This window comes from Terrabacter koreensis, from assembly GCF_054783315.1.
Window position 1 is genome coordinate 1 of the sequence record NZ_BAAGQU010000005.1, and the last position, 21,672, is coordinate 21,672.

Genomic DNA, 21,672 nt, shown 5'->3' on the forward strand with positions numbered 1-21,672 from the left:
TTCTCGGTGTCTACTCGACATTGAATGTGCTCCTCTCCCTAGCGCGATCGGGTGTCTCGGTGTGGCCCCTTGGGATCGCCACGGAAGCGGGGCGGGGTGAGGCGCGTGCGAGCCGACGGCGCCCCAGGGTCACCGGTGAGCCGCCTTCCACGCACATCGATGGGTGTGCCGTCCCCGTCGGCGAGCACACAGTCCCGCGCCTCTGGCGCGACCTGACGGGCGCATCACGCTCGGTGGGGCCCGCCGCAAGCAAGCTGTCCTCGATCGCGCGCCCGACGGCTGGATGGGGCCAATCCCATTTGCTACGTGCCGGTGGCTTGCAAGGTGGTTTAGGTGACGACGCGCTTGGCGGGTTGGCCGTGCTCCGAGTCGGCGCCGATATCAGTCTGCTGGAGGCGAGTGGCGCGACCGCGGACATTCGACATCGTCTCGCCAATCTTGTGTATTCGCTATGCTTGCGAGGCATTGGCACGCAGGATTTCGAGGACACCCACTGCAACTGTCGCGCCCCCACTGGATCGTCATCGACACCGCTGTACGGGACGCCTGGACAGCTCGTACCTATGGAACTCGCAGGTACTGTCTCGTGGCAGGGGGAGCGAACTCATTTGGCCCTCCGCGCCAACGCTAGCCTCAACTTGGCACTGACGCCCTGCGCAAAGTGCTCCGGAATGATCGAATTGGAGTTGTCCGTATCGATCCAGTACTTACCCGTAAGCGTGCCATAGTCGTTGAAATCAATCTCCGCCTTCCATGTCGAAAGTCCACTGTTGGACTTCACATAAATGACGGCTGTCATTCCGGTTACAACAACATTCGTCACTCTCGGCGTTGACTTCGCCACGTCATTTACCAACTGACTGAACTCCACCTGAGAGTAACTCTCGGAGAAGCACGGAGGTGAGTTCCTCCGCCTACTTGTCTCCTGAGACTCTCGGTAGCTCCGCACGATGGTTGCGCCTATCGCGGCGACAGCGCCGCCCGCCAGCAGGTTGTCCAGCAAGCCCATATTGTCCCCTGTCGAAGTCTCCTTGCCCGAGAGGCTAGTGACTCCTCAGCCCACCAGGTGCCAAGGGGCTCGGTGCGTCGCCAGAGGGAGTGGGGACGGCTGCCACAGCAACCGCTGCGCAGTGCGGGTGAAGCGACGCTGCCGGCGTTCGCAACAGCTTCGGACCGCAGCGTGGGAGACATAGGCGGCGAAGGGACACACCTCCCTCGCCGCGGGTCTCACCGTCTTGCGATAGGCACACGTCGCAGCCTTCCACGGCTTCGAATTGAACCAGTTCACCTACTGACACCCCCGCGGGCCACCTTGTCGTTCATCGAGCCGCCAAGCGATGTCGCCATACGCGGATACATTCGCTCCATGGGACGCGTCAACAAGTTCGGATGTAGGTCAGCGCCAAGGTGGTTGAAGTGAACTTGCTCGACCGCATCGACCAACGCCTCTCCGACACGCGTGCGCGGATCAATCCGCACGATTTCGAAGACTGTGCGACCTCATTGCTCAGTCCCATCCACCCCGGGCTCGTACCGATCACCGGAGGCTCCGACTTCGGCCTTGACGCAGAGATCACCGAAGACTCCCGGATCACCGGTCTCATCATCACGTCCTCGCGGAGTTGGGACGGCGCGAGGCGAAGCCTGCGAGACAGCCTGCGGTCGATACGGAAGAACCAAGTCCCCGTCCAGCGTGTCGTCGTGGTCAACCTCGCCGAAGCGAACAGGTCGAAGCGCGAGAAGCTCAGAGACATCGCGAAGGAGTTCGATTGCGAACTCGTGCAGGTCTACGACCGAGCATGGTTCGCGAACCAGTTCCGAGAAAACCCCGACTGGCGGCGCAAGATCCTCGACATCGAAGGTGGACCGTTCAGCTTCTCGCGCCAACCGCGCGGAGCACGCCCCGACGAACAACAACTATCAACCATCGGACGCGACGCCCTCATCGCCGAAGTGAACCAGTCCGACTCCGACATGACCTTGTTCGGAGTACCAGGCGTCGGGAAGAGCCACGTAGCCAGCAGACTAGACGGCGCCCTTTTCCTCGAACGGCACCCCACGCCCGAACGACTTCTCGATGACCTCATCGAAAGCAGGCCCGCCCTGGTCGTGGTCGACGACGCGGGCGCACGACTCCAAGACGTCGACCTTCTAATACAACTGCGGGACGCGGAGAAGCTCGACTACCGCATCGTCGCAACGTGCTGGCCGCACGAGACGGAACGGATCGCAGACCACCTCCCGAATGCGGTCCAGCTCGAGGTCGACCTCCTCACCCGCGAAGAGCTCGGAGCAATACTCCGCGAACGCGGCATCACCCGGCTTTCAGTAATCGTGCACCTCCTCACACAAGCCGACGGCCGCCCCGCCTGGGCGCTGAACCTTGCCGACCTCCTCATTCAAGAGGGTGACTGGAAGTCCGTATGGACCGGCAACGCGCTGCGAGACCGGATCTTCGCCTTCCTACGCATATCCAACGCACCGGAAGATGCAGTCGATGTGCTCGGCACCCTGGCGCTCCTCGGCCAAGTCAACGACGACCAGTTACGACGCCTAGCCGACCTCCTCCAGATCCGGCAACCCGAACTGGTCCGACTCATCCGATCTATCGCGATCGCCGGCCTCGTCGATGTCCAGGACCACAAGCGCTTCGACCGCGAGACCCAGCAGGTCGAGCACACCCAGACCTACCGCGTCCAGCCGCACATCATCGCCGCCAGCGTCGCATCCGAGGTGTACTTCTCCGGCACCGCCTCACCCGTCCGACTGCGCGACGTCCGAGACAAGTTTCCTGAAATGGCTGCCGACATCATGCAGATCCAGATCTACACGAAAATCCTCGGCGCAACGCACCCAAGAGTGCCGACCACCGCCGAACTCATCTCTGTGCTGCCCGACGCCAAGAAGGCCGTCGAACTCCTACGAAGCTTCGGCCAACTCGGCCCCAAACAAGCGCAAGCCGTCGTGGACATCCACCTAGCACGCGTCACCACAGCGCTTAACGCCAGTGATCCCACGATTGCCGAGAGCGAAGCGAAGCTCTTGGCCGCACGCGTCGCAGACGCAGTGGAAGGCAACGTCCCCGGCGTCGTTGCCACCTTCGTCAAAGCGCTTACCTTTCTCGAAGGCGCAGGCCGCGACATCAAACCGGCGGCCAAGGAACTCGTGGAAGAAGTTCGCGACGCGCGCAGCGGCGACCAACCCCAGCTCGCCGATCTCATGAAACTCGTCCAAGCACTCCAGACCGTGCCCGACGCCGACCTCACCGACACCGTCTGGGCAGCGCTCGCCTTCGAGATCCTCGCCCCGACGTACGACGGCAACTACATGAACCCCGAGGTCCTCCACCAGTTCATCCTGCAGTCGTTCACCTGGGCCGCTACCCATATGGAAACCCTCTACGACGCCATTCAGCCCGCACTCGCAACTCGTGCCCCCGGACTAACGCCCACCCTCCAACTCGCACTGATCGACCTGCTCGACAAATGGGTGCGGATCGCGAACGGATGGGACCTCCCATTCGGCGGCAAGACCAACAAGGCCCAAGTACGCGCGGGCAAGCGGATCGCGAAGAACATCGCGAACACCCTCGCCCCAGTCATCACCGCCCCCGGCGTCCGAGCCCGGTTCAACAACGCGACAAGCACCCTAAATATCCGGCTCGATGAACCAGACAAGTTGTTCGCTACCCTTACGCACGAACGCGAGCGCCTGACCGCCTACGACGAAAGCAGGCGCCGCAAAGAATCCGCGCTCGACAAAGCTCTCGCACCATTCCAGCAGCAGGCACCCGAAGTTCTCATGGAGTGGTTGAAGACCCATGAGCCCGAGCTCGCGACCGTCGGCCAAACGGCCACCGGCACATGGCAAGTGTTCGCGCGCCTCGCCTACCAGGCCGACCGAGAACCAGCGAAATGGCTCACCGCGGCCATCGCCCACGGCTTTGCAGGATCAGCTTCAGCGCTCATCGACGTATGCGCCCGCACCGACCAACTCACCCCCGCGATCGCCGACGGACTACTCTCGGACCCGAACGGCCGACGCGGCATCATCAGCGCCGTCATCGGCCAATCGACGAACTCGGCCCTTGTCCAAAGAGTCGTCGACCAACTCACCTCCGGTGACGTCCAAGAACTCGAGTCAGCGTTCGTCCTAAGACACGCACCCGAGCCAACCAGGCACGCGCTGTTCACACACCCTGACGATCAGGTCCGCGGAACCGCGGCAGCACTCTGGGCCGCCGAATGGACCTACGACAACGACCCCATGCCGGATGACCCCGACTGGCTCAACGCCATGAAGTCCTACACCGTCCCTGAGAACAGCAGACACGATCACGTCCACACCCAAGCGCTCAATGCACTCGCAAAAGCGTCACCCGAAGGATTCATCGAACTCTTCACAAAGCACGCCACGACCACGTTGCGCAGCAGCTGGCGAGACCTCGACGAATGGGAAGAGCCAGTCCGGCTCCTCACCCCCGCCGAACGGAGCAAGCTCTGGCAGCAAATCAGAGACACCGAGCTAGCGCGCGAACTCTTCTGGGTCATCGCAGGCAAGGACATTGAATGGATCACCGAAACGGTCAGCGAACCCACCTTCAACATCTCTGTCCGTGAACTCCTTGGCGCGCTCCAGTTCCAGGTCGGACACCGCTACCCTCTCGACACACTCGCCACCATGCTCCGCGCGCTCAGCCCAGAACCCGACGACCTGCTCCACACCCTCGAAGTTGGATCGTTCTCGGGCGAGGACCACGAACGGTACGCAGCCAAACTCGACAACCTTCGAGACCTCGCCAACTCTGACGACGAGGACATTGCCCGCCTGGGCCGACGCGGCATCGAGATCTACGAGCCATTGCTCAAAGAAGCACTCGTCAATGCGCGACGGGCAGCCGTCCGCGGCATCCGCGACTACTAACGACAACAGTCGGTCGTTAGTCGGTGCGGAATGGAGCGCATTCCGCAGTGCGCATTTCGAGCCAAGCTTCTCGCGTCCTGACTGCGTCTTTGTGGGCGCGGTGACGCGGGTTGCGACGGCAGTTCTCAGGCGGGTTTCCACCCCCCGCGGGTAGGTTCACGACGTGAGTGACGTCCAAGGTGCCCCCCACGCGGCCGCCGTGTACGGGCGGGCTGCCCATGTGCGTGGGCTTGTGCTGGCCGCTGGAGCTGGGCGCCGGATGGGCGGACCGAAGGCCCTTGTGCGCCGCAGCCCGGACGAGCCGACCCTCGTCGAGTCGGCCGTCCACCTACTCCACGCCGGCGGGTGTGCCGGGGTCACCGTCGTCGTGGGTGCCGCCGCCACTGAGGTGACGGACATCGTGAAGGCCCTCGGCCGAGACATCGACGTCGTCACGTGCCCGGACTGGGATGAAGGCATGGGCGCCTCGCTCCGAGCCGGTCTCACCGCGCTGGCCCGGTCGACCCACGAGGGCGAGGGGTGTGTCGACGCGGTGCTGGTCACCCTCGTCGACCTTCCCGACCTGACACCCGAGGTCGTGGCGCGCGTTCTGGACGTGCCCGCCCATGTCGACAACGCCCACAGCGACCACGTCGACGAGGCCGAGCAACCAGACGCAGCCCAACACGCGCTTGACCTCCGCGCCACGAGCGACCCCGAGCTTCGCGCGCAGCTCAAGCGAGCGGCATACGGCGGCGTGCCAGGCCACCCCGCGCTCATCGGTCGCGACCACTGGGAGGAGATCGCCGCGACAGCCACCGGAGACCAGGGCGCCCGCACCTACTTCCGCACCCACGACCACGAGCTCGTCGAGTGCGGCGACCTCGCTACGGGCCGCGACGCCGACACGCCCGATGCGCTGAACACGTTGCGCTGAACGCCCCACGCTTCCGCGAGCAACGATCATCAGCAATGCTCAGGTCATGGACCCCCTCTTCGCGAGCCCAAGCGCCGTCACGACCGCACTCGGCGGCACCGGCTACCTCGCCGACGAGGCGCTCGCGACCGTCACCTTCCTCGCGACGCGGCTGAACCGCCCGATCCTGCTCGAGGGCGAGCCAGGCACCGGCAAGACCGCCCTCGCCGAGGCCCTCGCCGAGTCCCTCGACCTCAAGCTCATCCGCCTCCAGTGCTACGAGGGCATCGACGCGACGCAGGCCCTCTACGACTGGGACTTCCCGCGCCAGATCCTGCACCTGCGCACCGTCGAGGCGCTCAGCCGCGACGAGCACCACGACGCCAAGCAGCTCGAGGCCGAGCTCTTCGACGAGCGCTTCCTCCTCGCGCGCCCCGTCCTGCAGGCGCTGCGTGAGGCCCCCTGTGTGCTGCTCATCGACGAGATCGACCGCGCCGACGACGAGTTCGAGGCCTTCCTCCTCGAGGTCCTCTCCACCTGGCAGGTGACGATCCCCGAGCTCGGCACCATCGCTGCCAAGACCCCACCGATCGTCGTGCTCACCTCGAACCGCACCCGCGAGCTGCACGACGCCCTCAAGCGCCGCTGCCTCTACCACTGGATCGACCACCCCGGCCTGGCCCGCGAGCTCGAGATCGTCCGTACGCGTCTGCCCGAGGTCTCCGAGGCCCTCGCCGAGCAGGTCGTCACCCTCGTCCAGCGTCTGCGCACGAGCGGCGAGCTCATCAAGCCTCCCGGCGTCGCCGAGACCCTCGACTGGGCTCGCGCCCTCGAGACCGTGGGCGCCACCCGTCTGGACCCCGAGGTCGCCGCCGCCACGCTCGGCGCCGCCCTGAAGTACCGCGAGGACTCCGAGCGCATCCGCGCCTCCCTCGACAAGCTGCTCACCGCCTGACGAGCCCCACCCGACCGCATCATGCCAAGCACTGACGCCCACGAAGACCTCGAGCCCGACGAGCTGCTCCTCGGCTTCGCCCGCGCCCTGCGCGCCGCCGGCCTCGCCGTCACCGCCGACCGCGAGCGCACCTTCCTGCTCGCCGCCGCCACCGTCGGGATGGGCGAGCGCGCCCACGTCTACTGGGCCGGCCGCTCCACCCTGACGAGCACGCCCGCCGACTTCCCGGCCTACGACGAGATCTTCGAGCGCTGGTTCGGCGGCGAGTCGATCCCCAAGGGCCGCAACGTCGACATCGTGCGCCCTCCGGTGCGCCAGGCCCCCCTCGACAGCGGCGAGGGTGAAGGCAGCACCGACGACAGCGACACCCTCGAGGCGCGCGCCAGCGCCCAGGAGGTGTTGCGCCACCGCGACGTCGCCACCCTCGACGCTGCCGACCGTGCCGCCGCGGCCCGCCTCTTCGCCTCCCTCGCGCCGAGAGCCCCTCAGAGAAGGGCGCGCCGCCACGTCCGCGCAACGAGTGGCACCGTCGACGGCCGCGCCACCCTGCGCGAGCAGCTGCGCCGCATGGGCGAGCCCGGCCGCGTCCACCACCGCCGCCGCGGCGTACGCCCGCGCCGCATCGTCCTGCTCATCGACGTCTCCGGGTCGATGAGCCCGTATGCCGACAGCCTCCTTCGCCTCGCCCACGCCTTCGTGCGCACGGTGCCCCACGTCGAGGTCTTCACCATGGGCACGCGCCTGACCCACGTGACCCGCGCGCTGACCGAGCGCGACCCCGACCGCGCGCTCGCCGCCGCGGGCCGCGTCGTGCCCGACTGGTCGGGCGGCACCCGCCTCGGCGACTCTATCGGCGCCTTCCTCGACCGCTGGGGCCGGCGCGGTATGGCCCGTGGCTCCGTCGTCGTTGTCTTCTCCGACGGCTGGGAACGCGACGGACCGGAGGTGCTCGGTGAGCAGATGCGACGCCTCGCCGCGCTCTCGCACCGCGTCGTGTGGGCCAACCCGCACCGCGGCAAGGCCGGCTACGAGCCGGTGCAGCAGGGCATCGTCGCGGCCCTGCCGCACATCGACGACTTCGTCGCGGGCCACTCGCTCGCGGCGTTCGAGCAGCTGATCGAGGTGGTCTCCCGTGCGTGAGGTGATGGACGAGCTGATGCAGTGGTGGTCGGCCGGCGAGACCGTCGGCGTCGGCACCGTCGTCGGCACCTGGCGCTCCGCCCCGCGCCAACCCGGCGCGTCGATGCTCGTCGGCCCCGGCGGCGAGGCCGTCGGCTCCGTCTCGGGCGGGTGCGTCGAGGGCGCCGTCTACGAGCTGGGCCAAGAGGTCGTCGAGACCGGCCGGCCCGTGCTCCAGCGCTACGGCGTCAGCGACGACGACGCGTATGCCGTCGGGCTGACCTGCGGGGGCATCCTCGACGTCTTCGTCGAGAAGGTGAACCGCGAGACCTTCCCCGAGCTCGGCGCGGTCGCCGACGACATCGCCGCCGGTCGACCCGTCGCCGTCGTCACCGTGATCGAGCACCCCGAGCCGGCGTGGGTCGGTCGGCGCGTGGTCGTGCACCCTGAGGCCGAGGGGCCTGACGAAGGCGACGACACGGCATCCGTGCTCGGCTCGCTCGGCAGCGGCCGCGCAGACGACGCTGTACGCGACGACGCGAGAGGGCTTCTCGCACAGGGACGCTCGGCGATCCTCACCTACGGCCCCGACGGTGAGCGTCGCGGCGAGGGCATGCGCGTCTTCGTCGCCGCCCACGCGCCCAAGCCGCGGATGCTCGTCTTCGGCGCCATCGACTTCGCGGCCGCCGTGGCGCGCGTCGGAAGCTTCCTCGGCTACTACGTCACCGTCTGCGACGCCCGGCCCGTCTTCGCGACGAAGACGCGCTTCCCCGGTGCCGACGAGGTCGTCGTCAGGTGGCCGCACGACTACCTGCAGAACGAGGTCGACGAGGGCCGCATCGACTCGCGCACCGTCATCGCGGTGCTCACCCACGACCCGAAGTTCGACGTGCCGCTGCTCGAGGTCGCGCTGCGGCTGCCCGAGGTCGCCTACATCGGCGCCATGGGCTCGAGGCGCACCCACGAGGACCGCCTTGCCCGGCTGCGCGAGGCCGGCCTCACCGACGACGAGCTGGCCCGGATGAGCTCGCCCATCGGTCTCGACCTCGGCGCCCGCACCCCCGAGGAGACGGCCGTCTCGATCGCCGCCGAGATCATCGCGCTGCGGTGGGGCGGGGCGGGCGAGCGGCTCGCCTCGACCGAGGGCCCGATCCACCACCACCATCCCGCCCACGACCCGGAACCGTCGCACTGACCTCGCCCCCAGACAATCGAAAGAACACTCCGTCCCGTCAGCGAGGCTGCGCGGTCCCGCTCGCGGGGACGGAGTGTTCTTTCGATTGAACGGTCTCTGCTCAGTTGAGGCGGATCCACTGGTCGCCGGCGCGGCCCAGGCGGGCACAGCCGCCACCGACGAGCACGGCATCGAAGGCGTTGTACGGCGTGGTGATCGGACGGTAGACCGCAGTGCACTTCGGGTCGTCCGCGGCGGTTGCGGTCACCCTGCCGTCAGGGGCGACCGACAGCCGACCCTTGCGGTTCCGGTCGGCGGCGGCAGGGTCGCGCACCTCGTACGCGCCCGCTGCCGTGATGGTGAGCACCCGACCCGTGCCCTTGAGCAGCCAGGTGCCCGCCAGGTCGCCCAAGCCCTGGACGGGAGTGGTCGCACGAGCGGCCCACACCGACGACAGGACTTCGCTGGCGGGAGACTTCGGCGAGATCCGGGTGAGATCCCAGAAGTCACCCTTGGCGAGGTTGCACAGCCGGCCCTGCGTGGGCGTGCTCGTCACGACGGTCGCCCGCATGCGTCCCTCGTCGGTGACAGCGGCCGAGAAGCGTGTGGTGCACTCGGGAGCCTCGGTGTCAATGGTCGTGAAGCCATCCGGAACCAGACTCAGCCGGTGCGTCGCCGAGGGCAGGAAGAGGTCGTTGGGCCCCCCATCTATGGCGAGGGCTCCGGTGCGGAACGTCCAGAGCCACCCGGTCGGGTCCTGGCCCGGCTTTGGTTCCTCGCGCCAGATTCCGGCGAGGTCGGTCATGGTCGGCGTGGGCGCCAAGTCGGACGAGGCGGTGGGCGTCGCGGCAGGTGCCGGTGTCGGTTCCGGTCCACTGCGGAGGGCGAGGGCGCCGAGGACCACGCCCGTCACTGCACAGGCAGCCACGGCCGCTTGGAAGATCCTGTTGCGCCGCCCTCTGCTCTGGGCCTGCTTCGCGGCCCGCTTCTGCTCGAGCTCCTGCTCGAGTCGGTTGACGTCCTGGGTGGTCATCTCGAGTCCTTCTCCGTAGCCGCGCAGCAGCTCGCTGACGCGGCGCTCGAACGTGCTCATCGTGATTCCTCCAGACGTGCCTGCAAGGTGGCGAGGCCCCGGTGCGCATGGCGTTTGACGGAGCCGACACCGATCTCGAGGAGCTCGGCGGTCTCCCTCTCCGTGAGCTGGAGGTAGTAGCGGCAGGTGATGACCTCCCGCTGACGGCGCGGCAGCCCGCGCACCTGGTCCGCGAGCCGGCTCGCCTCGTCACGAGCCACGACGTCGGTCGCGGCGTCGGCGCCCGCCTGGGCACCGACGGCGCTGAGCTGCAGCTGCGGCTGCCCCCGCCGAGCGCTGTAGAGGCGCCGTTGGTCGGAGCGGCAGCGGTTGATGACACCGGCGCGGAGGTAGGCCAGTGCCGACGACTCATCGCGCGGGGGCCAGTGCCGGAACAGCGAGAGGTAGACCTCCTGGACCGCGTCCTCGGCGCGCTCCCGGTCACCGAGCAGGCAGTACGCGAGGCGGACCAGCTCGACGCAGTGCGAGCGGAACAGGCCGGTGAGCACCTGCTCCTTCGTGACGTGCGCTGCAGTCGACTCCATGCGGATCGCTCCCGTGGCCACTTCCCACCTCCGACGGACACCGTGTGTCAGAGGAGAAGTCGCTCGTCTTCCTCAAAGGTTGACACTCCCTGCGGATTTGTCGAGCGGCTCGCGACCCACACGGGCCGCTGCGGGCCGTACGGTGAGGCACCCCCAGGTGACGAGGAGATGGTGATGAGGCGTTCGAGGTGGCTGGTCGCGCTGTCCGTGCTGGTGCTGGGGGCGTCCACCGCCTCGGCCGCACAGGCAGATCAAGGTGGCGTCGACCCCGTCCCCGGGCTGCCCGTCTACCTCGCTCTCGGCGACTCGGTCGCGAACGGCCAGGAGTCGGCGCCGCGTGTCGTCGACTACGCCACGACGGTCGCCGGCTGGCGCGCGAACGGCTACGTCGCCCAGCTCGCCGACACGCTGCGCGACCGGTTCGACTGCTCGCCTGCGCGGAGCGCCGATGCACGCTCCGGCTGCACGGCCCTCCAGGTCGTCAACCTGGCGCGCTCGGCGGTGCCCGCGATGGACGGCCACCCCGCGCTGCCGGGTGTGACCACCCAGACGGTCATCGACGAGCAGCTGCCGCAGGCGACCGCCCTGCTGCGCGCTCGCAACCACGACGCCAACCCGCGCAACGACGTCGAGGTCGTCACGCTCACCGTCGGCGGCAACGACATCTTCGGCCCGATCACGACGGCCTGCCTCGGGCCCACCCCGGCGACGTGCCCCGCCGCCATCGGGGCGGCCTTCGCCGCCGTCTCCAGCAGATATGCCGCGGTGCTGGGTCAGCTGCGCGAGGCCGCCGGTCCGGGCACGCCCATCGTGACCATGACGTACTACAACCCGCTGCGCTCCTGCGTGCTCGGCCAGGGCAACCCGGCGGCCGGCGCCTTCGCCGACTGGTTCCTCGAGGGCGGCACCCTGCCCGGGCTCGGCACGCTACCGGCCGGCTTCAACGACCTCATCACCGCGATCTCGGCGCAGCACGGCGCGCGCACGGCAGACACGTTCGGCATCCTGGCCGGCACGGACCTCGTCGGCGGCACCGACTGCCTGCACCCGAACCGGACGGGCCACACGAAGATCGCGGCAGCCTTCGCCGCCCAGCTCGTCGGCTGAGGAAAATCGAAAGAACACTCCGTCGCCGACTCGAGACCCGCGCGGGCCCGCTCGAAGTGGACGGAGTGTTCTTTCGATTGGAAGGGCGATCGTGCTCCGCTCCGGGGAGCACGATCCGAGTACGCGCGCCCTCTCCGCGTCGAGTGACGGGCCGGCGGCTCAGGTGCGGGGGCGCCAGCGCTTCCAGAGGGCGGTGGCCTGGGCGCGCACCTTGCCGTCGAAGCGCAGCTCGACCTCGACCGTCATCTGCGGCTCGTCAGCCGCCGTGACCGCTGCGAACAGCTCGACCGTGTCGTGCAGCGGCGCGGGCCGCAGGTAGCGCACGTCGAGCCCGGCCGTCACGTAGGAGAGGTCGGCGCCGGGCAGCGGCGGCCACCCGCCGCGCTCGGCCTCGAGCATGACCGCCGCGGCGCTGTGGCAGTCGAGCACCGTGCCGATGATGCCGCCGTTGAGGTAGCCGAGGCCGTTGTCGTGCTCGGGCCACGGCGTGAACGAGGCCGTGACCCCGTCAGCAGCCGTGCCGCCAAGGGCATAGCTCTTGAGCTGCAGCCCCTTGGCGTTGGCCTGGCCGCAGCCGAAACAGGGCAGGTCGGGGTAGAGGCGCTCCTGGATGCTCGGCCCGTCCGTCGTCCCCGTCGTCTGCACCATGGCGCACAACCTACACAGCGGACTACGTCACAGAATTGGTCCAACCTCTTGATGAGTTGACCCCTTGCCGGGCACAGTGGCCCCCATGAGTCAGAGTGGATTCGGCCCCGTCGCGCGACGCTCGGTGTCCGACGAGGTGTTCTCCGAGCTGCGCGACGCCGTGCTCACCGGCCGGTTCACCCCCGGCGACGCCCTGCCACCCGAGCGCGAGCTCGCGGCGTCGTTCGCCGTCAACCGGCACGCCGTCCGCGAGGCCCTCCAGCGTCTCCAGGTCGCCGGCTTCGTCAAGGTCACCCACGGCGGCGGCACCCGCGTGCTCGACGTGCGCAGCAGCGCCGGCCTCGACCTGCTCGCCCACCTCGCCCGTTCCGGCGAGGGCCTCGACCCCACGATCCTGCGCGACGGCCTCGAGATGCGCCGCTGCATCGGCGTCGACGCCGCGCGCCTGGCTGCGACCCGAGGCACCGCGGAAGGGCACCAGCGCATCGTCGCCGCCGCGACGGCATACGGCTGCCCCGACATCGACGACGCCGACCGCACCTTCTGGCTCGAGGTCGTGGAGGCGAGCGGCAACCTCGCCTTCCGGCTCGCCCTCAACTCGCTCACCCACGCAATCGACGGCGCCCCCGGCTCGCTCGACGCGCTGCTCGCGGCCGACCGTGCCGACCTCGTCCCGCACGCGCCCCTCGCCGCCGCCATCGCGGAACGCGACGCCGACGCGGCCGCCCGTCTCTCCGACGCCATCCTCACCCAGGCCATCGACGTGTGGGCCACCCTCACCGACGGCGGCCGCACCCTCGACCACCTCACCAAGGGCGCGTGATGGTCGACCTCATCGTCACGGCGATCCCGTTCTTCATCGCGTTCATCGTCATCGAGGTCCTCTCGCTGTGGCTCGCTCCCGACGACGACGAGGTCGGCTACGAGGTGCGCGACACCGTCACGAGCCTGTCGATGGGCATCGGCAGCGTCGTCGTCGGCATCGGCTACAAGGCCCTGCAGCTCGTCGTCTACGCCGCCCTGTATGCCGTCACGCCGCTGCGCCTCGACACCTCGCTCTGGTGGGTCTGGGTCGTCATCTTCCTCGCCGAGGACCTCGCCTACTACTGGTACCACCGCAGCCACCACGAGGTGCGCATCCTCTGGGCCAGCCACGTCGTGCACCACTCGAGCCAGCGCTACAACTTCTCGACGGCGCTGCGCCAGACCTGGACCCCGTTCGGCGGCATCCCGTTCTGGGCACCCCTCGCGCTGCTCGGCGTGCCGCCGTGGGCGATCTTCCTCCAGCAGTCGATCTCGCTGCTCTACCAGTTCTTCCTGCACACCGAGCGGATCGGAAGGCTCTGGCGTCCAGTCGAACTCGTCATGAACACGCCGTCGCACCACCGCGTCCACCACGGGATGAACAACGGCTACCTCGACCGCAACTACGGCGGCATCCTCATCGTCTGGGACCGACTCTTCCGCTCCTTCGAGCCCGAAGGTGAGCGCGTCGTCTACGGCCTGACGAAGCAGCTGCGCACCTACAACCCGCTCGTCGTCGCCACCCATGAGTACGCCTCGATCTGGCGCGACGTCAGGGCCGCCCGGTCGTGGCGCGACCGCTGGGGCTTCGTGCTCCGCGGCCCCGGCTGGCAGCCGAACGCCTGAGCGTGTGCCGTCGGGCCGGCACGTCCGAAACCGTGACGGCACGAGCGGGGCAGGTCTACCGTGGGTCTCGCCTCTCGGGGGAAGAGCCGCGCGCTCCGGCGCGCCAGCCCCTCGAAAGGTCACCCATGAAGAAGATCTGGTTCGCGCTCGTCGCGTCCCTCGCGCTCGTCCTCGGCGCGGCCGCTCCCTCCGGCGCCATCACGGACGGCGCCCTCGACGGCAACGCACACCCGTACGTCGGTCTCATGGTCGCCCAGGACGCGAACGGCGCCCCGCTCTGGCGGTGCTCGGGCACGCTCCTCAGTGAGTCCGTCTTCCTCACCGCAGGCCACTGCACCGAGGCCCCGGCGGCGCACATCGAGATCTGGTTCCAGTCCGACGTCGAGAACGGCCGTCCGGCCAACGGCTACCCCTTCACCGGTCAGGTGGGCGGCACCCCGCACACCCACCCACTCTTCGACACCAACGCCTTCTTCCTCCACGACGTCGGCGTCGTCACCCTCGACCACCCCTTCGCGATGTCGACCTACGGCGCCCTGCCGACGGCCAACTCGCTCGACTCGCTCAAGCCGCGTCGCTCGACGACCTTCACGTCGGTGGGCTACGGCCTGCAGCAGGCCTACCCGGACGCGGCGGCGTTCAAGGAGCTGGCCCTGCGCATCCGCATGGTCGCCCACCCGCACCTGCTGCAGATCAACACCGGCTTCACCGGGCAGCAGTCGCTGATGCTCTCGAACAACGCCAACACCGGCGGAACCTGCTTCGGCGACTCGGGTGGCCCAAACTTCCTGGGATCGTCCAACGTCGTCGCGGCCGTCACCTCGTTCGGCCTCAACCCGACGTGCGGCGGCACCGGCGGCGTCTTCCGCGTCGACCGTCCCGACGTGCTCGCGTTCATCAACGGCTTCATGAGCTGACCACGTGACCGAGTGCGTATGCCGTGTGGCCGGCCACACGGCATACGCCCTCGGTGTGCGTGGGGTGGGGGAGCGTCAGTGGGCGCTCGAGGTCTTCCAGAGGTTGATGCCGCCCTCGACGGCGTGCTGGTCGATCGTGTCGAGCTCCTCCTGCGAGAAGTCGAGGTTGTCGAGCGAGCCGAGACTGTTCTCGAGCTGGGCCACCGACGAGGCGCCGATGAGCACCGACGTCACGCGCTCGTCGCGCAGGATCCACGCGAGCGCCATCTGGGCGAGCGACTGTCCGCGCTGCTTCGCCATCTCGTTGAGCGCGCGGATGTGCGTGAGGTTCTGGTCGGTCAGCAGGTCGGTCGACAGGGACTTGTCCTGCGACGCGCGCGACCCCTCGGGCACACCGTCGAGGTACTTGTCGGTGAGCATGCCCTGGGCGAGCGGGCTGAACGCGATGCAGCCGACGCCCTCCTCGCCGAGCACGTCCAGCAGGTCCTCCTCGACCCAGCGGTTGAGCATCGAGTAGCTCGGCTGGTGGATGAGCAGCGGGGTGCCCATCGAGCGCAGGATCTCGATCGCCTCGCGGGTGCGCGGACCCGAGTAGCTCGAGATGCCGGCATACAGGGCGCGGCCCGAGCGCACCGCGGTGTCGAGCGCGCCCATCGTCTCCTCGAGCGGCGTCGTCTCGTCGAAACGGTGGGAGTAGAAGATGTCGACGTAGTCGAGGCCCATCCGCGCGAGCGACTGGTCGAGCGAGGCGAGGACGTACTTGCGGCTGCCGCCACCCTGGCCGTAGGGGCCGGGCCACATGTCGTAGCCGGCCTTGCTGCTGATGATGAGCTCGTCGCGGTAGCGCTTGAAGTCCGGCGCGTAGATCGTGCCGAAGTTGCGCTCGGCGCTGCCGTAGGGCGGACCGTAGTTGTTGGCCAGGTCGAAGTGCGTGACCCCGAGGTCGAAGGCCCGGCGCAGCGTCGCGCGCTGGCGGTCGAGCGGCACGTCGTCGCCGAAGTTGTGCCAGAGGCCGAGCGAGACGGCCGGCAGGTCGAGGCCGGAGCGGCCCGTGCGGCGGTAGGTCATCGAGTCGTAGCGGCTGCGGAGCGCCTGGTAGTCGTCGGCGTGGAGAGTCATGCACGACAGTCTTGCGTATGCCGCCGGGTGGGCCGAGAGCGCTCGCCCGGCCGGGTCCGCGGGACGGGTTCTCCCGGTGCCCTTGTGCAGTAGGGGAAGCCGAGCAAGACTCACCGTGGGGAAGTCAACTGCAGTGCGGCAGGAGGACAAACAGCAATGACCCGTATCAATGTGACCGTCGACGGGGTGCGCTACTCCGACGAGGTCGAGCCCAGGACCCTTCTGGTCCAGTACCTCCGCGAAGGACTCGGCAAGACCGGGACCGTCGTGGGGTGCGACACGAGCAACTGCGGTGCGTGCACCGTGCACCTCGACGGAACGAGCGTGAAGTCGTGCAACGTCCTCGCCGTCCAGGCGGACGGTCACGAGGTGACGACGATCGAGGGGCTCGCCACGGATGGCGAGCTCCATCCAGTTCAACGGGCCTTCCACGAGACCCACGCCCTCCAGTGCGGCTACTGCACGCCCGGCATGATCATGCAGGCCTGCGACCTCCTCAAGGAGAACGCCGACCCGAGCGAGCAGGAGATCCGCGAGGGGCTCGAGGGCAACCTCTGCCGCTGCACCGGCTACCACAACATCGTCAAGGCCGTTCAGCAGGCCGCCAAGGACCTCAGCTCACAGGCGGTGGGCTCATGACGATCACCGAGGACCGGGCATCCGAGACCCCGGCGGCCGAGATCGGCAAGGCGCGCACCCGCAAGGAGGACCAGCGCCTCATCACCGGACGCACCCGCTGGACCGACAACATCCAGCTGCCCGGCATGCTGCACCTCGCCATGGTGCGCAGCCCCTTCGCGCACGCGACGATCAGCGCGATCTCGGTCGACGAGGCCAAGGGGGCGCCGGGCGTCATCGCCGTCTTCACCGGCGAGGACCTCAAGGACATCCAGGGCGTCAACATCACGGCCTGGCCGATCAGCGCCGACCAGAAGACGCCCGACCACCTGCCCGTCGCCGTCTCGCACGTCGCCCACGCCGGTGAGATCGTCGCGGTCGTCGCCGCGCGCTCGTCGGCCGAGGCCCGCGACGCCGCCGAGCTCGTCGACGTCGACTACGACGAGCTTCCCGCGGTGCTCGACCTCAAGGAGGCCGCCAAGGACGAGGTGCTCGCCCACCCCGACCTCGGCACCAACAAGAGCGCCTTCTGGCAGCTCGACTCGGCCGGACAGGGCTCGGGCGGTGACGTCGACGAGGCCATCGCCAAGGCCCGCGACGGCGGCATCGTCATCGAGCGCGAGTACCGCCAGCAGCGACTCATCCCCGCCTTCATGGAGCCGCGCTCGACCGTCGTCGACCCGACCGGCGAGCAGGTGACGATGTGGTCGGCCACGCAGGTGCCGCACGTCCTGCGCTTCTGCATCGCCGCGACGACGGGCCTGCCCGAGTCGAAGATCCGCGTCATCGCGCCCGACGTCGGCGGTGGCTTCGGCGGCAAGCTGCAGACGACGCCCGAGGAGTTCACCACGCTCGCGGTCGCCCGCAAGCTCGGCAAGCCGTGCAAGTTCACCGAGACCCGCTCCGAGACGATGGTGAGCGGCCACCACGGCCGCGACCAGTGGCAGAAGCTGACGCTGGCCGCCGAGAAGGACGGCACCGTCACCGGACTGAAGGTCGAGCTGATGGCCGACCTCGGTGCCTACGCCGCCATCGTCGGCGGCGGCGTGCCGGTGCTCGGCGCGTGGATGTTCAACTCCATCTACAAGTTCGGCGCCTACCAGTTCAACACGACGAACTACTACACGAACAAGACGTGGGTCGACGCATACCGCGGGGCCGGGCGCCCCGAGGCGACCTACGCCATCGAGCGGCTCATGGACGAGCTCGCCGTCGAGGTCGGGGTCGACCCGCTCGAGATCCGCGAGAAGAACTGGATCAAGCACGACGAGTTCCCGTTCACCACAGTGGCCGGCATGACCTACGACTCGGGCAACTACGAGGCGGCCACCGCCAAGGCGAAGGAGCTCTTCGGCTACGACGAGCTGCGCGCCGAGCAGAAGCAGCGCCGCGAGTCGAACGACCCGGTCCAGCTCGGCCTCGGGGTCTCGACGTTCACCGAGATGTGCGGCCTCGCGCCGTCCCGCATCCTCGGCGCCCTCAGCTACGGCGCCGGCGGCTGGGAGTCGGCGAGCATCCGCATGCTCGCCACCGGCACCGTCGAGGTCGTCACCGGAACGTCGCCGCACGGCCAGGGCCACGAGACGGCGTGGAGCCAGATCGTCGCCGACCGCCTCGGTGTGCCGTTCGAGAACGTCGAGGTGCTCCACGGCGACACCCAGATCGCGCCCAAGGGCATGGACTCCTACGGCTCCCGCTCGCTCGTCGTGGGCGGTGAGGCCGTCCTGCGCGCCGCCGACAAGGTCATCGAGAAGGCGAAGCCGATCGCCGCGCACCTGCTCGAGGCCAGCGTCGACGACGTCGAGTTCAAGGCCGGCACGTTCGGCGTCAAGGGCACCGACAAGGGCGTGACGATCTCCGAGGTTGCGCTCGCGACGTGGACCGGTCACAACCTGCCCGACGGCATCGAGCCGACCATCGACGCCGACGCGACCTTCGACCCCGACAACTTCTCGTTCCCGCACGGCACCCACCTGTGCGCGATGGAGGTCGACACCGAGACCGGTGCCACGAAGATGCGCAAGTACGTCTGCGTCGACGACATCGGCACCATCATCAACCCGCTCATCGTCGAGGGCCAGGTGCACGGCGGTCTCGTCCAGGGCATCGCGCAGGCTCTGTGGGAGGGCGCCGAGTACGACGACCAGGGCACGCTCGTCACGGGCTCCTTCGTCGACTACACGCTGCCCACGTCGGCCGACACGATCAGCTTCATCACCGACCACACGACGTCGCCGTCGACCTACAACACGTTGGGCACCAAGGGAGTCGGAGAGGCGGGCACCATCGCCTCGACCCCCGCCGTGGTCAACGCCATCGTCGACGCGGTGCGTCACCTCGGCGTCAACGACATCGTCATGCCGTGCACGCCCGAGCGGGTCTGGAAGGCCATCCAGGCCGGTGCCGCCGTCAACACCGAGGGTGAGCGCGACGCGGCGCCGCACTTCGACGAGGGAGCGCCCAACCAGGATCCGGCATCGGGTGGGAGCGAAGGGAGTGGCCAGTGATCCCCGCACAGTTCGACTACGTCGCACCGACCTCGGTGGCCGACGCCGTCGCCGCGCTCGCCGAGCACGGCGACGATGCCAAGGTGCTCGCCGGCGGTCAGTCGCTGCTGCCGATCCTCCGGATGCGCCTCAACGCACCCGGCGTCGTCATCGACCTCGGGCGCATCCCCGAGCTCCAGGGCGTGAGCGAGGACGGTGACCACCTCGTCATCGGTGCCATGACCACGTATGCCGCCGTGCTGGCCTCCGAGGCCGTGTCCACGCACGCCGCCCTGCTCAACAAGGCGATCGCGACCGTGGCCGACCCGCAGATCCGGCACCGCGGCACCGTCGGTGGCGCGCTCGTGCACGCCGACCCCGCTGGCGACGTCGGCGCCCCGGCGCTCGCGCTGGGCGCCGAGCTCGTCATCGCCGGCCCGGGCGGCTCCACGCGTACGGTCGCGGCCGAGGACTTCTTCGAGGACCTCTTCACCACGGCCGTCGGCGAGGGCGAGCTGCTGACGCAGATCCGCATCCCGAAGCACACCGGGTGGGGGGCGCACTACGAGAAGTTCGTACGCGTCAGCCACCAGTGGTCGATCGTCGGCGTCGCGGCGACCGTGCGCAGCGAGGGCGGCTCGATCGCCGAGGCTCGGGTCGGGCTCACGAACATGGGCTCGACCCCGTTGCGCGCCAAGGCGGTCGAGGAGGCGCTCGTCGGCAAGCCGGCCACCGACGAGGCGGTGCGCGAGGCTGTTGCGTCGGTCGCGGAGGGCACCAACCCGCCCTCCGACCTCAACGGCGACGCCGACTACCGCAAGCACCTCGCCACCGTGCTGACGCGGCGTGCGGTGCTCGCCGCGGCGGGAGCGTGATCACCGGATGGAGCTGACGCACTCCTTCACCGTGCCGACCTCGGTCGACGACGCGTGGGCCCTCTTCATGGACCTCGAGCGCGTCGGCGGCTGCTTCCCAGGGGCGACCGTGACGGAGGTGACCGACGACGGCTTCTCCGGCACGGTCAAGGTCAAGCTCGGGCCGATCGCGCTCGTCTACTCCGGCTCGGGCTCGTTCGTCGAGCGCGACGACGCGACGCACCGCGCGGTCATCGAGGCGAAGGGCAAGGACAAGCGCGGCAACGGCACCGCCGGCGCGACGGTCTCGATCGAGCTGTCGCCCGACGGTGACGGCGCGCGGGCCGACGTCACCACCGACCTCGCCGTCACCGGCAAGCCGGCGCAGTTCGGCCGGGGCGTCATGCAGGACGTCTCCGACAAGCTGCTCCAGGCCTTCGTCGCCTGCATCGAGAAGCAGCTCGGCGCCGGCGGTGGCGAGGAGGTGGCTGCTACCGCGCCGGCCGCGCCGGCCGCGCCGACTGCGGCGGCCGAGCCGGCCGCAGACGACTCTCCCGCAACGGGATTCGTCGAGACCGGGTCGGACGCGCTGGCAGCCGACACGGGCCCGCAGGCGGCGACGCCCGCGGTCCGAGCGGCGCCGCCGCCGCGTCGGGTCACGTCCGACGTCGAGGAGGACGCCCCGCTCGACCTCGGGTCGGCCGTCATGCCCGTGCTCATCCAGAGGTACGCCGGCTACGCCGCAGCAGCCGCCTTCGGCGTCGTCCTCGGCTACCTCATCGGCCGAGGCTCGCGCGACACCTGACCGACCAACCCGATCGAGAGAACGCTCCGTCACGCCCCTGTGCGTGACGGAGCGTTCTTTCGTTTGGAGGGGTGGGGCTCCACTCCGTGATCGAGAGTCGGGCGTGAGCTCGGGGTCAGGGGTGGTGGAGCGGGGTGGCGACGAGGACGCTGATGTCGTCGTACTCCTCGCGAGCCGCGTCCCACCGTCCGCCGCACGTCGCGAGGAAGAGCCGCTCCGGGCCGCTGGTGTCGTAGAGGTGCGCGGTGGCCACGATGCGCGGGTAGTCCCGCTGGGCGTCGACGGCCGGCCACACCTTCGCCACCCGGTACGAGCAGACGGAGCCGTCCGGCTGCACGGTCTGGATGAGCTGCCCGGCCGTGGCCCGCGTCGGGAAGTCCTCACCGAAGACCGCCGACCCGTCGCGGTAGGTGTGCCCGTCGAGCAGCACCGTGCCCGCGCCGCTCCCGGGTCGCGGACCCTCGGCGTACCACCCGACCTGGCTGATGTCGGTCGGGTTCCCGAGACGGTGCACGCCGGTGCCGCCGCTCGAACGGTCCCTCTCGAGGCCGATCCTCTCGACGGCGGCATCCACACCGAGGGCGGGGTAGACGACGCGCTGCGGCGCTCCCGGACGGCAGGCCGTCCCCTCGGCCGGGGTGACGGGCGGGTGGGCTTTCGCTGTCGGATGAGCGGCTGCTTCGGCCTTGGCCAGCGGTCGGTCGACGAGGAACCAGACTCCGCCGCCCGCGAGCAGCGTCACGAGCACGGGCACCGCCGCGCGTCCGACAGACGCACGGCGGTGC

At 69.0% G+C, this 21,672-nt stretch carries 19 protein-coding genes; 13 read left to right on the forward strand and 6 right to left on the reverse strand.

Annotation, left to right across the window (positions count from 1 at the left end; genetic code table 11):
- Positions 1 to 604: 604 nt before the first annotated feature.
- Positions 605 to 1,003: a hypothetical protein gene (locus ACYVNR_RS12275; protein ID WP_461048308.1), complete on the reverse strand. Its 399-nt coding sequence runs from the start codon at positions 1,001 to 1,003 to the stop codon at positions 605 to 607.
- A gap of 413 nt (positions 1,004 to 1,416) precedes the next feature.
- Between ACYVNR_RS12275 and ACYVNR_RS12280 the strand changes: the two genes are divergently transcribed.
- From ACYVNR_RS12280 to ACYVNR_RS12300, 5 genes are all read left to right on the forward strand, one after another.
- Positions 1,417 to 4,923: a hypothetical protein gene (locus tag ACYVNR_RS12280; protein WP_461048309.1), complete on the forward strand. Its 3,507-nt coding sequence runs from the start codon at positions 1,417 to 1,419 to the stop codon at positions 4,921 to 4,923.
- A 232-nt stretch (positions 4,924 to 5,155) separates the two neighbouring features.
- Positions 5,156 to 5,839, forward strand: coding sequence for a nucleotidyltransferase family protein (locus ACYVNR_RS12285; RefSeq protein WP_461049378.1), 684 nt, complete (start codon positions 5,156 to 5,158; stop codon positions 5,837 to 5,839).
- A gap of 46 nt (positions 5,840 to 5,885) precedes the next feature.
- A complete protein-coding gene (locus tag ACYVNR_RS12290; protein WP_461048310.1) occupies positions 5,886 to 6,773 on the forward strand; it encodes an AAA family ATPase in 888 nt (295 codons plus the stop codon).
- Positions 6,774 to 6,794: 21 nt separating this feature from the next.
- Entirely contained in the window at positions 6,795 to 7,913 is a 1,119-nt protein-coding gene (locus tag ACYVNR_RS12295; protein WP_461048311.1) for a vWA domain-containing protein, read from the forward strand.
- Entirely contained in the window at positions 7,906 to 9,087 is a 1,182-nt protein-coding gene (locus tag ACYVNR_RS12300) for an XdhC family protein (protein WP_461048312.1), read from the forward strand. Before ACYVNR_RS12295 ends, ACYVNR_RS12300 begins: the two co-directional genes overlap by 8 nt.
- 100 nt (positions 9,088 to 9,187) lie before the next feature.
- On the opposite strand, the gene ACYVNR_RS12305 is transcribed toward ACYVNR_RS12300, so the two are convergent.
- Together ACYVNR_RS12305 and ACYVNR_RS12310 are read right to left on the reverse strand one after the other, a co-directional pair.
- Positions 9,188 to 10,159 (reverse strand): hypothetical protein, encoded by a 972-nt coding sequence (locus tag ACYVNR_RS12305; RefSeq protein ID WP_461048313.1) that lies wholly within the window; start codon positions 10,157 to 10,159, stop codon positions 9,188 to 9,190.
- Positions 10,156 to 10,683 carry an RNA polymerase sigma factor gene (locus tag ACYVNR_RS12310; protein WP_461048314.1) on the reverse strand — a complete coding sequence of 176 codons (528 nt, stop codon included), beginning with the start codon at positions 10,681 to 10,683 and terminating at the stop codon, positions 10,156 to 10,158. Before ACYVNR_RS12310 ends, ACYVNR_RS12305 begins: the two co-directional genes overlap by 4 nt.
- Positions 10,684 to 10,857: 174 nt before the next feature.
- On the opposite strand from ACYVNR_RS12310, the gene ACYVNR_RS12315 reads away from it, so the two are divergent.
- On the forward strand, positions 10,858 to 11,790 hold the full coding sequence (locus ACYVNR_RS12315; protein ID WP_461048315.1) for an SGNH/GDSL hydrolase family protein: 933 nt from the start codon (positions 10,858 to 10,860) through the stop codon (positions 11,788 to 11,790).
- 159 nt (positions 11,791 to 11,949) lie between these two features.
- Here the strand turns inward: ACYVNR_RS12315 and ACYVNR_RS12320 are convergent, their stop codons facing one another.
- The gene (locus ACYVNR_RS12320) at positions 11,950 to 12,438 is read right to left on the reverse strand and encodes a PaaI family thioesterase (RefSeq protein WP_461048316.1); all 489 of its coding nucleotides are present in this window, start codon (positions 12,436 to 12,438) and stop codon (positions 11,950 to 11,952) included.
- Positions 12,439 to 12,523: 85 nt separating this feature from the next.
- Here ACYVNR_RS12320 and ACYVNR_RS12325 point away from each other — a divergent pair, with 85 nt between their 5' ends.
- The 3 genes from ACYVNR_RS12325 (at position 12,524) to ACYVNR_RS12335 (ending at position 15,005) form a co-directional block, all read left to right on the forward strand.
- Entirely contained in the window at positions 12,524 to 13,261 is a 738-nt protein-coding gene (locus tag ACYVNR_RS12325; RefSeq protein ID WP_461048317.1) for a FadR/GntR family transcriptional regulator, read from the forward strand.
- A complete protein-coding gene (locus ACYVNR_RS12330) occupies positions 13,261 to 14,088 on the forward strand; it encodes a sterol desaturase family protein (protein ID WP_461048318.1) in 828 nt (275 codons plus the stop codon). The genes ACYVNR_RS12325 and ACYVNR_RS12330 overlap by 1 nt, the downstream gene beginning before the upstream one ends.
- A gap of 125 nt (positions 14,089 to 14,213) precedes the next feature.
- The gene (locus ACYVNR_RS12335; RefSeq protein WP_461048319.1) at positions 14,214 to 15,005 is read left to right on the forward strand and encodes a trypsin-like serine protease; all 792 of its coding nucleotides are present in this window, start codon (positions 14,214 to 14,216) and stop codon (positions 15,003 to 15,005) included.
- Between the two features lie 75 nt (positions 15,006 to 15,080).
- Here ACYVNR_RS12335 and mgrA read toward each other — a convergent pair whose 3' ends face one another.
- Positions 15,081 to 16,124, reverse strand: a complete 1,044-nt coding sequence (gene mgrA, locus ACYVNR_RS12340) for an L-glyceraldehyde 3-phosphate reductase (RefSeq protein ID WP_461048320.1) — start codon at positions 16,122 to 16,124, stop codon at positions 15,081 to 15,083.
- 156 nt (positions 16,125 to 16,280) lie between these two features.
- Here mgrA and ACYVNR_RS12345 point away from each other — a divergent pair, with 156 nt between their 5' ends.
- Genes ACYVNR_RS12345 through ACYVNR_RS12360 form a run of 4 tightly spaced genes read left to right on the forward strand, consistent with a single transcriptional unit; the run spans position 16,281 to position 20,887 of the window.
- Positions 16,281 to 16,763, forward strand: coding sequence for a (2Fe-2S)-binding protein (locus tag ACYVNR_RS12345; protein WP_045192842.1), 483 nt, complete (start codon positions 16,281 to 16,283; stop codon positions 16,761 to 16,763).
- Complete coding sequence (locus tag ACYVNR_RS12350) at positions 16,760 to 19,249, forward strand: xanthine dehydrogenase family protein molybdopterin-binding subunit (protein WP_461048321.1); 2,490 nt, start codon at positions 16,760 to 16,762, stop codon at positions 19,247 to 19,249. Before ACYVNR_RS12345 ends, ACYVNR_RS12350 begins: the two co-directional genes overlap by 4 nt.
- Positions 19,246 to 20,103 carry an FAD binding domain-containing protein gene (locus ACYVNR_RS12355; protein WP_461048322.1) on the forward strand — a complete coding sequence of 286 codons (858 nt, stop codon included), beginning with the start codon at positions 19,246 to 19,248 and terminating at the stop codon, positions 20,101 to 20,103. Before ACYVNR_RS12350 ends, ACYVNR_RS12355 begins: the two co-directional genes overlap by 4 nt.
- 7 nt (positions 20,104 to 20,110) lie before the next feature.
- Positions 20,111 to 20,887, forward strand: a complete 777-nt coding sequence (locus ACYVNR_RS12360) for an SRPBCC family protein (protein ID WP_461048323.1) — start codon at positions 20,111 to 20,113, stop codon at positions 20,885 to 20,887.
- A gap of 115 nt (positions 20,888 to 21,002) precedes the next feature.
- On the opposite strand, the gene ACYVNR_RS12365 is transcribed toward ACYVNR_RS12360, so the two are convergent.
- Positions 21,003 to 21,641 carry a class F sortase gene (locus ACYVNR_RS12365; protein WP_458798887.1) on the reverse strand — a complete coding sequence of 213 codons (639 nt, stop codon included), beginning with the start codon at positions 21,639 to 21,641 and terminating at the stop codon, positions 21,003 to 21,005.
- Positions 21,642 to 21,672 lie beyond the last annotated feature (31 nt).

What these genes read in the sequence shown, in the direction of transcription:
- ACYVNR_RS12290 (WP_461048310.1), top strand. Translation starts at nt 5,886, where the DNA reads ATGGACCCCCTCTTCGCGAGCCCAAGCGCCGTCACGACCGCACTCGGC.
- ACYVNR_RS12295 (WP_461048311.1), top strand. Translation starts at nt 6,795, where the DNA reads ATGCCAAGCACTGACGCCCACGAAGACCTCGAGCCCGACGAGCTGCTC.
- ACYVNR_RS12305 (WP_461048313.1), bottom strand. Translation starts at nt 10,159, where the DNA reads ATGAGCACGTTCGAGCGCCGCGTCAGCGAGCTGCTGCGCGGCTACGGA.
- ACYVNR_RS12310 (WP_461048314.1), bottom strand. Translation starts at nt 10,683, where the DNA reads ATGGAGTCGACTGCAGCGCACGTCACGAAGGAGCAGGTGCTCACCGGC.
- ACYVNR_RS12315 (WP_461048315.1), top strand. Translation starts at nt 10,858, where the DNA reads ATGAGGCGTTCGAGGTGGCTGGTCGCGCTGTCCGTGCTGGTGCTGGGG.
- ACYVNR_RS12320 (WP_461048316.1), bottom strand. Translation starts at nt 12,438, where the DNA reads ATGGTGCAGACGACGGGGACGACGGACGGGCCGAGCATCCAGGAGCGC.
- ACYVNR_RS12325 (WP_461048317.1), top strand. Translation starts at nt 12,524, where the DNA reads ATGAGTCAGAGTGGATTCGGCCCCGTCGCGCGACGCTCGGTGTCCGAC.
- ACYVNR_RS12330 (WP_461048318.1), top strand. Translation starts at nt 13,261, where the DNA reads ATGGTCGACCTCATCGTCACGGCGATCCCGTTCTTCATCGCGTTCATC.
- ACYVNR_RS12335 (WP_461048319.1), top strand. Translation starts at nt 14,214, where the DNA reads ATGAAGAAGATCTGGTTCGCGCTCGTCGCGTCCCTCGCGCTCGTCCTC.
- mgrA (WP_461048320.1), bottom strand. Translation starts at nt 16,124, where the DNA reads ATGACTCTCCACGCCGACGACTACCAGGCGCTCCGCAGCCGCTACGAC.
- ACYVNR_RS12345 (WP_045192842.1), top strand. Translation starts at nt 16,281, where the DNA reads ATGACCCGTATCAATGTGACCGTCGACGGGGTGCGCTACTCCGACGAG.
- ACYVNR_RS12350 (WP_461048321.1), top strand. Translation starts at nt 16,760, where the DNA reads ATGACGATCACCGAGGACCGGGCATCCGAGACCCCGGCGGCCGAGATC.
- ACYVNR_RS12360 (WP_461048323.1), top strand. Translation starts at nt 20,111, where the DNA reads ATGGAGCTGACGCACTCCTTCACCGTGCCGACCTCGGTCGACGACGCG.